Raw genomic sequence first — 13800 nt, 5'->3', positions numbered from 1 at the left:
TAGCATGTCCAGAGAGGGGTTGGCAGTATGCCGGGTTTGCAGATCGGGGAATTTATTTCCCTTTGCTTTATGGCAATTGCGTTAGGCATGGATGCATTTTCTGTAGGGCTAGGAATGGGAATGCAAGCCTTACGTCTAAAGCGAATTGCTATGATCGGGATAACGGTAGGATTTTTCCATATCGCTATGCCTTTTCTAGGAATTATGATTGGTCAATTTATCTCGACCAAAATTGAAGGATTTGCCATTATCGGGGGAGGTCTCCTACTCATCGCGATAGGGGTCCAAATGATTCTTTCCTCCTTTAATCACGAAGATAAACAAATTTTAAGTCCTGTAGGCTTTGGACTAGCTATTTTTTCCATAAGCGTTAGCCTGGATAGCTTTTCCGTTGGATTAAGCCTCGGGATGTCAGGAGTGCAAGTTGCACTTGCGTTAGCGCTCTTTGGTTTTTTTAGCATGCTTCTAACCTGGACAGGTCTATTATTAGGCAGGAAAGCGCGAGGGTTGCTGGGCATTTATAGTGAGCTATTAGGTGGCAGTATTTTATGTGCCTTTGGGCTCCGAATTATTTTTGGATAAAAGTCAGGAGCAGTTGCTCTTGGCTTTTTGACGTTTACGGCATGTTTAACCTCCATTCTTAAATAATCAGGCGCTTCCGAGTCTAACACCCATCCCCATCCATTCCGCCAGCACATCCAGATCAACCAATACCCATACATCTTTCTTTGTCGCGGTGGGAAGGATATGATATAGTTTTTCACAAAGAGACCGTTCTGGAGGACGACTTCATGAGAATATTATTTGTTTGTACCGGAAATACGTGCAGAAGCCCGATGGCTGAGGCTTTGTTAAGAAAGAAACGTCCAGATTTTGAAGTTCAATCTGGCGGGATTTTTGCTGGGTTAGGACAGCGCCCTTCACAAGGCACGGTTGACACACTTTTAGAAAAAGGGATTACACTCGATCATCAATCCCAGCCTACTACAGCTGAGAATTTGCACTGGGCAGATATTATTTTAACAATGACTACACAGCATAAACAGTCTTTAGTGTCTCAATTCCCTGATTACTATGATAAAATTTACACGTTAAAGGAATATGTGTTAGAAGGAAAATCAGAGGCATGGGAACAACTCAAGCAGGCTTATGCGGCTTTAGAAGAAAAACGTGCAAACATTATTAATAAAGAAGGAAAATTCCTAACGAATGATCAAATGTATGATAAACTTAGTACGGAATTAAGGGAGATTCAACAATTAGAAAATAGCTTACCTAATTTGGATATTTCCGATCCATTCGGAGGAAGTCTTCCTGTTTATCAACAAACATTAGTGGAATTAGAAACGTATATTGATTTACTTGTTGAGAAAATAGAGAACCAAGAAAAATAAGAATGGGGGTTTCATCCATGCGAGTGATTCTAGCTTCAGATCATGGTGGAGTAAATTTACGTCAAGAAATTGCGAACCTTTTAAAGGAATCCAATATTGACTTTGAGGATATTGGTTGTGATTGTGAGGATTCTGTTGATTATCCAGACTACGCTATTCCAGCAGCGGAAAGGGTTGCTAGTGGAGAATTTGATAAAGGAATTTTAATTTGCGGAACTGGCATTGGAATGTCGATTAGCGCAAACAAGGTAAAAGGAATTCGTGCAGCTCTAGTGCATGATGTGTTCAGTGCAAAAGCGACGAGGGAGCACAATAACTCAAACATGATTACGATGGGCGAGCGTGTGATTGGTCCTGGGCTCGCGGTAGAAATCGTGAAAACATGGTTACACACAGAATTCCAAGCTGGTCGCCACGAAAACCGAATCAACAAGATTAGTGAATACGAGGAAAAGTAGGGATTTCTAATGAGTAATCTTGACTTAGAAAAGTGGTCCGTTGAACTTGCTAGCATTGTGGAGGAGTGGCTGAGGAGTGATTACTTAAAGGCTGGTCAACTATTTGTCGTCGGTTGCTCGACGAGCGAAGTGGCAGGACAACGAATTGGGACATCCGGAAGTGAAGAAATCGCTACTATTATTTTTGATAAAATCGATCAGCTGAAACAACAAACAGGCATAGAAGTAGCCTACCAATGCTGCGAGCACTTAAATAGAGCGATTGTTGTGGAAAGAGAAACGGCGATAAGAAGAGGATTAACAGAAGTAACGGCTGTTCCCGTTCCAACTGCAGGGGGATCGATGGCTTCGTACGCCTTTAAACAGTTTCAAGATCCCGTGTTAGTAGAAAGTATTGTAGCAGATGCGGGGATGGATATCGGGGAAACGATGATTGGCATGCATCTAAAACCAGTTGCGATTCCACTTCGTTTCAAGCAGAGATATGTTGGCCATGCACGAGTGAATACAGCTCGAACAAGACCGAAGTTAATAGGTGGAAAACGGGCTGAATACCCAGATAATCAGATGAGATAGTCTTACGCATTTAGGGAGAAACATGTTTACATGTGTCTATATAAATTATTACACGTACAGGGGGATTCTACGATGGAACACGTAAAACAATTCGATCCAGAACTTTTTCAAGCAATGGAAGACGAAAGAAAGCGTCAAAATGACAAGATTGAACTGATTGCATCGGAAAACTTCGTAACCGAAGCGGTAATGGAAGCGCAAGGCTCTGTATTAACCAATAAATATGCAGAAGGCTATCCGGGCAAAAGGTATTATGGTGGCTGTGAGTATGTGGACGTAGCTGAAAATCTTGCTCGTGACCGTGCTAAAGAATTATTTGGTGCCGATCACGTTAACGTGCAACCACACTCTGGAGCACAAGCAAACATGGCTGTATATTTTTCCGTGCTAGAGCCGGGTGATACCGTTTTAGGGATGAACCTAAGCCATGGTGGACATTTAACACACGGTAGTCCGGTGAACTTCAGTGGAAAGCTTTATAACTTCGTAGAATATGGCGTGGACCAAGAAACCGAACAACTAAATTATGTAGACATCTTAAACAAGGCAAAAGAAGTGAAACCAAAGCTAATCGTTGCTGGAGCTAGTGCTTATCCTCGTAAGATAGACTTCCAAAAGTTCCGTGAAATTGCTGATGTAGTAGGCGCATACTTAATGGTAGATATGGCGCATATCGCTGGTCTTGTGGCAACAGGACACCATCCAAGTCCAGTACCTTATGCAGATTTTGTAACAACAACGACGCATAAAACGTTACGTGGACCACGTGGTGGAATGATTCTTTGTAAAGAAGAGTTTGCGAAGCAAATCGATAAATCAATCTTTCCAGGTATTCAAGGTGGCCCGTTAATGCACGTGATTGCTGCGAAAGCAGTGGCGTTGAAAGAAGCATTATCCGAGGACTTCAAAGCCTACGCGAAGCAAATTATTGACAATGCCCAACGCTTAAGTGAAGCATTACAAAACGAAGGCATTCGCATCGTATCTGGTGGAACGGATAACCACTTACTTTTATTAGATGTACGTCCATTGAACTTAACTGGTAAAGTGGCAGAAAAAGCATTAGATGATGTTGGAGTAACGACGAATAAAAATACGATCCCATTCGATCCAGAAAGTCCGTTTGTAACAAGCGGTGTACGTATCGGTACAGCAGCTGTAACGACGAGAGGATTTGGCTTGGAAGAAATGGATGAGATTGCTTCCATCATTGCCACCACTTTAAAAAATCATGAAGACGAAGCAAAGCTAAAAGAAGTACAGGATCGAGTAGAGGCATTAACTAGTCGATTCCCTCTCTATCAATAAGAATTAAAACCCCTCGCCACGTTTCTAGTGGTAGGGGTATTTTTACATGTAGGAATGTAAAAGAGTAATCAAGCAAATATTAGGCTTGAAAGAGTCTCTTATTTTCAGTACAATTTTGAAGATGTAAAAATTTTAAGGAGTGATCGGGTCTTGGGTAATGTATATGTGTTAGATCATCCGTTAATTCAGCATAAGATAACATACATAAGAAAGAAGAGTACAGGAACAAAAGAATTCCGTGAGTTAGTCGACGAAGTGGCAGGCCTCATGGCGTTTGAAATAACAAGAGACATGCCGTTAGAAGAAATTACGATTGATACACCAGTTACAACAGCTAAAACGAAAATTCTTTCAGGTAAAAAAATTGGACTAGTTCCGATTCTTCGTGCTGGATTAGGAATGGTAGATGGAATCCTACGTTTAATTCCAGCTGCTAAAGTAGGACATGTTGGTTTGTACCGCGACCCAGAAACGTTAAAGCCGGTAGAGTATTATATTAAGCTGCCTTCTGATATTGAAGAAAGAGAGCTTATTGTCATTGATCCGATGCTTGCAACAGGGGGATCAGCAAATGACGCGATTCACTCCTTGAAAAAGCGTGGAGCAAACAATATTAAGCTGATGTGCTTAATCGCGGCACCAGAAGGAGTAAAAGTCATTCAAGAAGAGCACCCAGATGTGGACATTTATTTGGCCGCACTAGATGAAAAACTAAATGAAAAAGGCTACATCGTCCCAGGTCTTGGTGATGCTGGCGATCGCTTGTTTGGAACGAAATAAGAAGTACACAAAGTCTAGAGATTTTCTCTAGGCTTTTTCTTTTTATGTATGGAATTCTCTCCTCCAACAGACACTAAGAACTAAAAAACATGAGGAGAGGATTCTATGTGGAAGTTCGCAAAACTAACCGTAGCTTTAACCTTACTAATGGGATTTGTTCCTATAAACGCGAAAAGCCAAGTAGAATCTGACCAAACTTCTGTCATTGTGGAAGTGAGTGGGAATCCCTACCAACACAAAGCATACATAGAAGATCATCACCCATTCGTGGAAGTGGTGGAAGTGTATGATACCCTTTTAAATGCTATCGCGTTAAAAGGGGACAAGCGAGACATCGAAGAGATTACGCTCATGGAGGATATAGAAAATTCTTATCCAGTTCGCACATATAAAACCATGAATGTGAATACAAGTATTCCGTTTTTAAAAGCTCCCTCCTCTTCCCTGGATGAACCCGTAAAGTACGATGGAGAAGGAGTCAAAGTCGGCGTCATTGACACAGGAGTGGATTACACGCATCCAGATTTAGCCTCCAGTTACGAGGGAGGATATGATCTAGTCGACCTAGATGAGGAACCGATGGAAACTTTGCCTGAACAAGGGAAACCGACTTTACACGGAACACATGTCTCTGGGATTATTGCTGCCAACGGAAAAATGAAAGGAATAGCTCCTAATGCCGAGCTTTACGGCTATCGAGCGTTGGGGCCTGGTGGCATGGGGACATCTGTTCAAGTCATCGCAGCTTTAGAAAAAGCAGTCGATGATGGAATGGATGTCATTAATATGTCCCTAGGAAATACAGTAAATGGGCCGGATTGGCCGACTACGATTGCTGTAAACAAGGCAATTGAAAAAGGAGTCACCATGGTTATTGCAAATGGAAACGCTGGGCCGAATAACTGGACTGTTGGTTCACCAGCTACCTCCGATAAAGCTATATCCGTAGGAGCTTCTACCCCTCCACTAAAGTCTCCTTACCTATTTGATTCCTTTACAGATAAGAAAATCCCTCTTACAACATTGATGGGGTCTGTTGCTTGGAATCTTCAAAAAAAGTATCAGATTGTTTATGGTGGAATCGGTAAGGAAGACATTGAACATGCCCGAGGAAAAATCGTGCTAATGGAACGTGGGGAAATACCATTCGAAGAAAAGGCGAGAAAAGCAGAGGAAGCTGGAGCGAAAGCTGTCCTCATTTTTAATAATGAAAAGGGTCCCTTTCAAGGTGGGCTCAATGACAAAGAAAAAGAGATAAAAATACCAGTAGCCTCTCTTTCAAAAAGGGATGGAGAGTGGTTAATGAAAAATATGGTAGAGGAAAACCAATGGATAGACACCATATATGAGACATCACAGGATAGGATGGCTTCCTTCAGTTCACGTGGCCCAGTTACAGTCTCGTGGGACATCAAACCAGAAATAGTAGCTCCAGGAGCTGCGATTAACAGTACCGTTCCAGGAGGCTATCAAGAGCTACAAGGTACGAGTATGGCAGCACCGCACGTCGCTGGAGGGGCAGCGCTTGTGAAGCAAGCACATCCGAAATGGTCACCAGAACAGATAAAAGGAGCTCTATTAACAACGGCACTTCCAATAGAGGACAAAACGGGAGGTCGCTATGACCCAATCGATCAAGGAATGGGAAGAATGCGAATAGACGAAGCGATTGAGACGAAGACAATCATTCATAACCCTTTGCTTTCCCTTGGTAAGCTTGAGGAGATGAAGGAAGATGTTTCCTATAAGCTAGAGATTGAAAATGTTTCGAACAAAGACCAGACTTATCATTTTAATTTGCCGGACCAAAAGCAAGGGCTTCGTTGGCATTTTCCAATGAGCTTTACGATAAAAGCTGGCCAGACAAAGACGGTTCCGATTCAATTAGATGTAACAACGACTCAATTGCAGGAAGGCATACAACAAGGATGGTTGACCTTGAAAACAGATAATCAAAGCTTTGAGCTTCCGTATCTATTTGTAAATAAGAACGCTAATTTCCCGAAAATAATGGGCTTTGAATTTGGGATGGAGGCATTCTCGGATGGGAAGTATGAGTATCGGTTATATTTACCAGCTGGCGCTGAGGGTGTTACAGTTGATTTATACAATCCAAACACGCTACAGTTCAATAGAACACTAATCCATTTAGAAGAACTTGGAGAAGGTTTGACTGAAGGAGTAATGGATGAACGGAACGTCGGTAATGGTGGGAGTTATTTAGCGAATATCACCGTCACGATGAAGGATGGCATGACCTATTACAAGCAGGTACCATTGGAAATTCAAAACAACTAATTAATGGAAGAAAGTGGGATGCGAGAAATAGGTGCATTCCACTCTTCGTTAAGTTTTTGTAATGTCACAAAGTTGTCGAAATCAAACCAACTTTTTTCGAGTATAATGATTGTGACTATGCACACAACTTATACATATTTTGTAGTTTGATTGTTCCGGAAATTCTATAAACGTACAGATTGACATTGGACAACCCCTATTGTATGCTATTTTAGGATGAGCATAGTAAGGGGTTACATAGGAAAAATCACAGATATTTGGAAGATTATTCTACGTATTTCTGGTACATGTAAAATCATGCTATGTGAAAGAACTTCTATTTGTACATACGGGGGATAAGATATGAATCAATATGATAGTATGATAACCCGTCAACGAAAATGGATGTTCTACCTTCTATCGCTTTTAGTTGTAGGTGCGGGGTTTACACCATATCCACGTATCTTCCTCGGACTTCTCCTTGGAACCGTTATAAGCTTTTACAATTTATGGCTTATGCAACGAAAGATCAATCAGCTAGGATTAGCTACCATTCAAAATCGTCAAATGCGAGGCATTGGCACTTTTACGCGATTAGCATCTGGCGCAGCCGCCGCTTTAATCGCTCTACGCTTTGAGGAATACTTCCATCTTATAGCAGTAATTATAGGATTAATGACAGCTTATGTTGTTATTATGATAGATTTTGCACTACTTAAATCAAGAGATTTGCATAAGGAAGAGGGGTGAAAGATTTGGAACATGAAAAACCTTTGGCTCTCGATGTGTTTGGAATATCTTGGTTAGATTTTAACCTATCTAATGTATTGATGATTGCGATTGCATCTCTGATTGTTTTTATCTTAGGTGTAGCAGCTTCAAGAAGGCTTCAAATGAAGCCGACGGGTCTCCAGAATTTTATGGAATGGGTTATTGATTTCGTAAAAGGAATTATTGGAGATACAATGGATTGGAAAACGGGTAAAACCTTTCTTCCATTGGGGTTAACTTTGATTACCTACATTTTTATCAGTAACTTACTTGGGGTAGCCTTCATGGTGACCGATAGTCATCATCAACTATGGTGGAAGTCACCGACTTCGGATCCAGGTATTACGTTGACACTATCTGCTATGGTTATCGTTTTAACTCATTACTATGGGATTAAAGTAAAAGGTGTCAAAGAATACGGGAAAGATTATTTCCGCCCAATGTGGTTCTTATTCCCAGTAAAATTACTGGAGGAGTTTTCTAATACGTTAACGTTAGGACTTCGTCTTTTCGGTAACATTTATGCAGGTGAGGTACTTTTAACGATGCTTGCAGGTTTAGCCGCTTCAGGTGTCGTTGGATTCCTAGGTGGTGCGATTCCGATGCTAGCTTGGCAAGGATTCAGTTTATTCGTAGGTGCCATTCAAGCATTCATTTTCACTATGTTAACAATGGTTTATATGTCTCACAAAGTGAGCAGTGACCATTAATAATATTTTTTCGAAACTTCCGCCAGTGAGGTTTCAACCCTGCTGACGGATGTCAGTTGAAAGTAATTGACACTCCAAGTTCATAGGGGAAACAAATTAAATTTTTATATATTATGAGGAGGATTTTCATTATGGGAGCTTTAGCAGCTGCAATAGCAGTAGGATTAGCGGCACTTGGTGCTGGTATTGGTAACGGTTTAATCGTAAGTCGTACAGTAGAAGGGATTGCGCGTCAACCAGAATTGCGCAGTGCACTTCAAACAACAATGTTTATTGGTATCGGTCTAGTAGAGGCAATGCCGATCATCGCTGTTGTAATCGCACTAATCGTGATGTAACAGATTTTATATGCAAATGGCGAAGGTCAAACTTAGTTGAACTTTCGCCATTCCTTTACGATTAGGAACCTATTCGCAAAGGAAAAAGCTGGAGTAATTCTTTAGAATTTATTGCGTTGTTTCGAAAGGAGTGAAATCTGTGCAATCATTAACAGGTTGGTTGACGATACAAGCTGGTGGTGGAATTGGTGGTCTACTAACGGGAGACATGCTAGTTCAACTATTTTTCTTCCTAGTATTACTAGCCCTACTTCGCAAATTTGCGTGGGGACCATTGATGAATGTCATGAAACAAAGGGAAGACCATATTGCAAACGAAATTGAAACAGCTGAAAAAAATCGCCAAGAAGCAGAGCGTGCTTCTCGTGAAGCAAACGAGCAATTAAAACAAACTCGTCAAGAAGCACAAGCTATCATTGAAGAGGCGAAAAAAGCTGGTCAAAAGCAAGAACAAGATATCATTGCTTCTGCTCGTAAAGAAGCAGATCGTATAAAAGAAGCGGCTCAAGAAGACATCAACAACGAGAAAGAAAAAGCAATCCAAGCCCTTCAAGATCAAGTGGCAACACTCTCTGTACAAATTGCTACTAAAGTAATTGAAAAAGAGATTAGTGCACAAGATCAAGAGAAATTGATTTCCGAATATATTAAAGAGGTAGGAGAAGAGCGATGAGTGAAGCAGTAGTTTCCAAGCGTTATGCCGATGCTCTTTTTCAACTTGCACAAGAAAAATCTCGCTTAGTAGAGTTGGAGGAAGAAATTCGAGCTTTGGATCAAATTGTAAAACAAAGCCCAGAGCTTCTAACCTTTCTAACGAATCCGAAAGTAAGTGCTTCTGATAAAAAGAACCTTCTAAAGGAATCGTTAAAGGACTTCTCTAGTGAAGTGATTCATACATTATTTATTCTTGTAGATCGTCACCGTGAAGAAATTATTCCGGATGTGATCTCACACTTCATTCAATTAGCAAACGAACAGAAGGGCATTGCAGAAGCAAAAGTTTATTCCGTTCGTGAGTTATCCATTGATGAACAAGAAGAAATTTCTAAGGTGTTTGCTAAAAAGCTAAACATCAACGTGTTAAAAATCGAAAATATTGTAGATCCAAGCATTATCGGTGGAATCAAGATTAGAGTTGGGAACACGATTTATGATGGATCGATTTCAGGTAAGCTCACTCGATTAGAGCGAAGCATAGTGTCAGCTAATTAAGGATGATAGGGGTGAAATGGCATGAGCATAAAAGCTGAAGAAATCAGTTCACTGATTAAACAGCAGATTGAAAATTATCAATCAGATATTCAAGTTTCTGATGTTGGTACAGTTATCGAGATTGGTGACGGTATTGCACGTGCGCACGGCCTTGATAATGTAATGGCTGGGGAGCTCGTTGAATTTTCAAATGGTGTCATGGGTATGGCACAGAACTTAGAGGAAAACAATGTCGGTATCGTAATCTTAGGTCCTTACACGGAAATTCGTGAAGGAGATGAAGTAAAACGTACTGGTCGTATTATGGAAGTGCCTGTTGGGGAGGAATTACTAGGACGTGTAGTAAATCCACTTGGCCAAGCAATCGACGGAAAAGGTGCCATTGAAACAGGTAAAACTCGTCCGATTGAATCTCCAGCACCAGGTGTTATGGATCGTAAATCGGTTCATGAGCCACTTCAAACAGGTATTAAAGCGATTGACGCACTAGTACCAATTGGACGTGGACAACGTGAATTAATCATTGGAGACCGTCAAACTGGTAAAACAACAGTAGCGATTGACTCCATCTTGAACCAAAAAGGTCAAGATATGATCTGTATTTATGTAGCGATTGGACAAAAAGAATCTACGGTTCGTGGTACAGTAGAAACACTGCGTAAACACGGTGCACTTGATTACACAATCGTTGTATCTGCAGGTGCTTCTGACCCAGCACCGTTGCTTTACCTTGCTCCATATACCGGGGTATCTATGGGTGAAGAGTTCATGTTCAACGGAAAACACGTATTAGTTGTTTATGATGATTTATCTAAGCAAGCAGCTGCTTACCGTGAGCTTTCCTTGTTACTTCGTAGACCACCAGGTCGTGAAGCATTCCCAGGGGATGTATTCTACTTGCACTCTCGCTTACTAGAGCGTGCAGCGAAGCTTAGTGATGCAAAGGGTGGCGGTTCTTTAACAGCACTTCCATTCGTTGAGACACAAGCAGGGGATATCTCCGCTTATATTCCAACAAACGTAATTTCCATTACAGATGGACAAATTTTCTTACAGTCTGATCTATTCTTCTCTGGTGTACGACCAGCGATTAACCCAGGTCTTTCTGTATCCCGTGTAGGTGGATCTGCACAAATCAAAGCAATGAAAAAGGTTTCCGGTACGTTACGTCTAGATCTAGCATCTTACCGTGAACTAGAATCCTTCGCACAATTCGGATCAGACCTAGATGCGGCAACGCAAGCCAAGTTGAACCGTGGTGCTCGTACTGTAGAAGTGTTGAAGCAAGGTCTTCACAAACCACTTGCAGTAGAGAAACAAGTCATGATTATCTATGCGCTTGTTAATGGATATCTAGATGATGTTCCTGTGGAAGACATCACTCGTTTCGAGTCTGAATTCCATGGATGGTTAGACAACAATCAAGCAGACTTGTTGAAATCGATCCGTGAAACAGGAAATCTTGGTGAAGCAGAAGATATGAATGGTGCTGTAGAAGCGTTCAAGAAAACATTCGTACCATCTGCATAAGAGGACGCTCAAAAGGGAGTGCATCTCCTTTTTGAACATGACTCTGTAGAGGTTTAGGTCGAAATCCTTGTAAGAAAGGACGGTGAAAGACGTGGCATCCTTAAGAGATATCGAGAAAAAGATTAATTCTCGTAAAAAAACGAAGCAAATTACAAAGGCGATGCACATGGTTTCTGCTTCTAAATTAAGTAAAGCAGAACAAAATGCAAAATCCTTTGTACCATATAGCGACAAGATCCAAGAAGTAGTATCGAGTATCGCAGCGAATGACTCTAATATTCAGCATCCTATGTTGAAACAACGTGAAGTTAAAAAAGTTGGATACTTTGTTATTACTTCTGACCGTGGTCTAGCTGGTGCATATAACAGTAGTATTCTAAGAACGGTGTATCGAGACATCACGCAACGCCATAAATCCGCGGACGAATATACGATTATCGTGATTGGTCGTATCGGAAGAGATTTCTTTGTGAAACGTGGTTTCTCTGTTGCAAAAGAAATCATTGGAATTGGGGATCAACCGAACTTCGCAGATGTGAAGGAATTGGCTAACGAAACAGTTCAAATGTACATCGATGAAGAAATTGATGAACTAAACATTTATTATAACCATTACGTAAGCGCCATTTCACAAGAAGTAACATCTCGTAAGTTACTACCGTTAACGGATATTTCTCAAGGTTCTGGTTCTAAAAGTTCTTATGAATATGAGCCAGATCAAGAGAAAATACTGGAGGTTCTTTTACCTCAATATGCGGAAAGCATGATTTACGGAACACTTTTAGATGGGAAAGCTAGTGAGCACGCTGCTCGTATGACTGCGATGCAGAATGCAACGGATAATGCGAACCAACTAATCGACGAATTGTCACTGACTTACAACCGTGCCCGTCAAGCAGCAATTACACAAGAAATCACTGAAATTGTTGGTGGGGCGGCAGCACTCGAATAGGACATTGAAAAGAAGTAAGGAGGGAAAACGATGAGCAAAGGATACGTTACACAAATCATGGGACCAGTCGTCGACGTTAAATTTGAAGACGGACATCTCCCTGAAATTTATAACGCTTTAACGGTTCTTTCTAAAGATGGTAGCGAAAGCAGCCTAACGCTTGAGGTTGCTCTACATCTTGGAGATGACAGTGTACGTACAATCGCGATGTCATCTACGGAAGGAATTCAGCGTGGTGCAGAAGTGAAGGACCAAGGTTCCCCAATCTCTGTTCCAGTTGGAGACGTAACGTTAGGACGTGTTTTCAACGTATTAGGGGAAAACATTGACCTTGATGAAGAGGTTGATGCTAGTGTGAGAAGAGACCCAATTCACCGCCAATCTCCTAAATTTGAAGACTTAGCAACAGAAACAGAAATTTTAGAAACAGGTATCAAAGTAGTAGACTTACTAGCTCCGTATATCAAGGGTGGTAAGATCGGACTATTTGGTGGTGCGGGTGTAGGTAAAACCGTATTAATCCAAGAGCTTATCAATAACATTGCCCAAGAGCACGGTGGTATTTCAGTATTCGCTGGTGTAGGGGAGCGTACTCGTGAAGGGAACGACCTCTACTTCGAAATGAAAGACTCTGGCGTTATTGCAAAAACAGCGATGGTATTCGGACAAATGAACGAGCCACCTGGAGCGCGTATGCGTGTAGCATTAACTGGACTTACAATGGCAGAATACTTCCGTGATGAGCAAGGCCAAGACGTGTTACTATTTATCGATAACATCTTCCGTTTCACTCAAGCAGGTTCAGAGGTATCTGCCCTTCTAGGTCGTATGCCATCTGCCGTTGGTTACCAACCAACACTTGCTACCGAAATGGGTCAGCTTCAAGAACGTATTACTTCCACGAAAAAAGGTTCCGTTACATCTATCCAAGCGATTTATGTACCTGCCGATGACTATACAGATCCGGCACCAGCTACAACATTCGCTCACTTAGATGCAACAACAAACCTTGATCGTAAGCTTTCCGAGCAAGGTATCTACCCAGCCGTAGATCCATTGGCATCTACGTCTCGTGCCCTTGACCCGGAAGTGGTTGGGGAAGAACACTATAACGTAGCTCGTGAAGTGCAACAAACACTTCAACGCTATAAAGAATTACAAGATATCATCGCAATCCTAGGTATGGACGAGCTTTCTGATGAGGATAAATTAACGGTTGCACGTGCACGCCGTATTCAATTCTTCCTATCTCAGAATTTCCACGTTGCAGAGCAATTTACTGGTCAACCAGGTTCTTATGTACCGGTTCAAGAAACAGTAAAAGGCTTCCGTGAAATTTTAGATGGCAAACATGACAATCTTCCAGAGGATGCTTTCCGTCTTGTTGGACGTATCGAGGAAGTCGTTGAAGCTGCAAAACAAATGAACTATTAGTAAAGGAAGGTAGTTTGCCTGTTTAGGGTAGAACTACTCTGACTTTTGACTATGGTCACA

General features: G+C 41.5%; 15 protein-coding genes. All 15 read left to right on the top strand.

Features of this window, described 5'->3' with window-relative positions; all coding sequences use genetic code 11:
* Positions 1-27: 27 nt before the first annotated feature.
* The 15 genes from KO561_RS17475 to atpD all read left to right on the top strand — a co-directional run bounded on the left by KO561_RS17475 (position 28) and on the right by atpD (position 13740).
* On the top strand, positions 28-582 hold the full coding sequence (locus KO561_RS17475; protein ID WP_231094601.1) for a manganese efflux pump MntP: 555 nt from the start codon (positions 28-30) through the stop codon (positions 580-582).
* 209 nt (positions 583-791) lie between these two features.
* Positions 792-1394, top strand: a complete 603-nt coding sequence (locus KO561_RS17470) for a low molecular weight protein arginine phosphatase (protein WP_231094600.1) — start codon at positions 792-794, stop codon at positions 1392-1394.
* 17 nt (positions 1395-1411) lie between these two features.
* Complete coding sequence (gene rpiB / locus KO561_RS17465; RefSeq protein WP_231094599.1) at positions 1412-1852, top strand: ribose 5-phosphate isomerase B; 441 nt, start codon at positions 1412-1414, stop codon at positions 1850-1852.
* A 9-nt stretch (positions 1853-1861) separates the two neighbouring features.
* Positions 1862-2428: a TIGR01440 family protein gene (locus KO561_RS17460; RefSeq protein WP_231094598.1), complete on the top strand. Its 567-nt coding sequence runs from the start codon at positions 1862-1864 to the stop codon at positions 2426-2428.
* Between the two features lie 72 nt (positions 2429-2500).
* Entirely contained in the window at positions 2501-3736 is a 1236-nt protein-coding gene (gene glyA, locus KO561_RS17455) for a serine hydroxymethyltransferase (protein ID WP_231094597.1), read from the top strand.
* A gap of 150 nt (positions 3737-3886) precedes the next feature.
* Complete coding sequence (upp, locus tag KO561_RS17450; protein WP_231094596.1) at positions 3887-4516, top strand: uracil phosphoribosyltransferase; 630 nt, start codon at positions 3887-3889, stop codon at positions 4514-4516.
* Positions 4517-4621: 105 nt separating this feature from the next.
* Positions 4622-6814 (top strand): S8 family serine peptidase, encoded by a 2193-nt coding sequence (locus KO561_RS20515; protein ID WP_331000807.1) that lies wholly within the window; start codon positions 4622-4624, stop codon positions 6812-6814.
* Between the two features lie 342 nt (positions 6815-7156).
* Complete coding sequence (locus tag KO561_RS17435; protein WP_231094595.1) at positions 7157-7543, top strand: ATP synthase subunit I; 387 nt, start codon at positions 7157-7159, stop codon at positions 7541-7543.
* A 5-nt stretch (positions 7544-7548) separates the two neighbouring features.
* Complete coding sequence (gene atpB, locus KO561_RS17430) at positions 7549-8274, top strand: F0F1 ATP synthase subunit A (RefSeq protein WP_231094594.1); 726 nt, start codon at positions 7549-7551, stop codon at positions 8272-8274.
* A gap of 131 nt (positions 8275-8405) precedes the next feature.
* On the top strand, positions 8406-8612 hold the full coding sequence (gene atpE, locus KO561_RS17425) for a F0F1 ATP synthase subunit C (RefSeq protein ID WP_143896431.1): 207 nt from the start codon (positions 8406-8408) through the stop codon (positions 8610-8612).
* A 139-nt stretch (positions 8613-8751) separates the two neighbouring features.
* Positions 8752-9285, top strand: coding sequence for a F0F1 ATP synthase subunit B (gene atpF, locus KO561_RS17420; RefSeq protein ID WP_231094593.1), 534 nt, complete (start codon positions 8752-8754; stop codon positions 9283-9285).
* Positions 9282-9824, top strand: coding sequence for a F0F1 ATP synthase subunit delta (locus tag KO561_RS17415; protein ID WP_231094592.1), 543 nt, complete (start codon positions 9282-9284; stop codon positions 9822-9824). Before atpF ends, KO561_RS17415 begins: the two co-directional genes overlap by 4 nt.
* Positions 9825-9845: 21 nt before the next feature.
* Positions 9846-11354, top strand: a complete 1509-nt coding sequence (gene atpA / locus KO561_RS17410; RefSeq protein WP_231094591.1) for a F0F1 ATP synthase subunit alpha — start codon at positions 9846-9848, stop codon at positions 11352-11354.
* A gap of 91 nt (positions 11355-11445) precedes the next feature.
* A complete protein-coding gene (gene atpG, locus KO561_RS17405; RefSeq protein ID WP_231094590.1) occupies positions 11446-12306 on the top strand; it encodes an ATP synthase F1 subunit gamma in 861 nt (286 codons plus the stop codon).
* 30 nt (positions 12307-12336) lie between these two features.
* A complete protein-coding gene (atpD, locus tag KO561_RS17400; protein ID WP_231094589.1) occupies positions 12337-13740 on the top strand; it encodes a F0F1 ATP synthase subunit beta in 1404 nt (467 codons plus the stop codon).
* Positions 13741-13800: the final 60 nt, after the last annotated feature.

Origin of the sequence: Radiobacillus kanasensis (genome assembly GCF_021049245.1) — a bacterium.
In the GTDB taxonomy this organism is placed as follows: Bacteria; Bacillota; Bacilli; order Bacillales; family Amphibacillaceae; genus Radiobacillus; species Radiobacillus kanasensis.
Note: the sequence above shows the minus strand (reverse complement) of the source record. Positions and strands in the feature narration are given on the sequence as shown.

Coding starts and splice junctions, on each gene's coding strand:
- atpD (WP_231094589.1), top strand. CDS start 12,337: ATGAGCAAAGGATACGTTACACAAATCATGGGACCAGTCGTCGACGTT.
- rpiB (WP_231094599.1), top strand. CDS start 1,412: ATGCGAGTGATTCTAGCTTCAGATCATGGTGGAGTAAATTTACGTCAA.
- KO561_RS17460 (WP_231094598.1), top strand. CDS start 1,862: ATGAGTAATCTTGACTTAGAAAAGTGGTCCGTTGAACTTGCTAGCATT.
- atpE (WP_143896431.1), top strand. CDS start 8,406: ATGGGAGCTTTAGCAGCTGCAATAGCAGTAGGATTAGCGGCACTTGGT.
- KO561_RS20515 (WP_331000807.1), top strand. CDS start 4,622: ATGTGGAAGTTCGCAAAACTAACCGTAGCTTTAACCTTACTAATGGGA.
- KO561_RS17435 (WP_231094595.1), top strand. CDS start 7,157: ATGAATCAATATGATAGTATGATAACCCGTCAACGAAAATGGATGTTC.
- KO561_RS17415 (WP_231094592.1), top strand. CDS start 9,282: ATGAGTGAAGCAGTAGTTTCCAAGCGTTATGCCGATGCTCTTTTTCAA.
- atpA (WP_231094591.1), top strand. CDS start 9,846: ATGAGCATAAAAGCTGAAGAAATCAGTTCACTGATTAAACAGCAGATT.
- KO561_RS17475 (WP_231094601.1), top strand. CDS start 28: ATGCCGGGTTTGCAGATCGGGGAATTTATTTCCCTTTGCTTTATGGCA.
- KO561_RS17470 (WP_231094600.1), top strand. CDS start 792: ATGAGAATATTATTTGTTTGTACCGGAAATACGTGCAGAAGCCCGATG.
- glyA (WP_231094597.1), top strand. CDS start 2,501: ATGGAACACGTAAAACAATTCGATCCAGAACTTTTTCAAGCAATGGAA.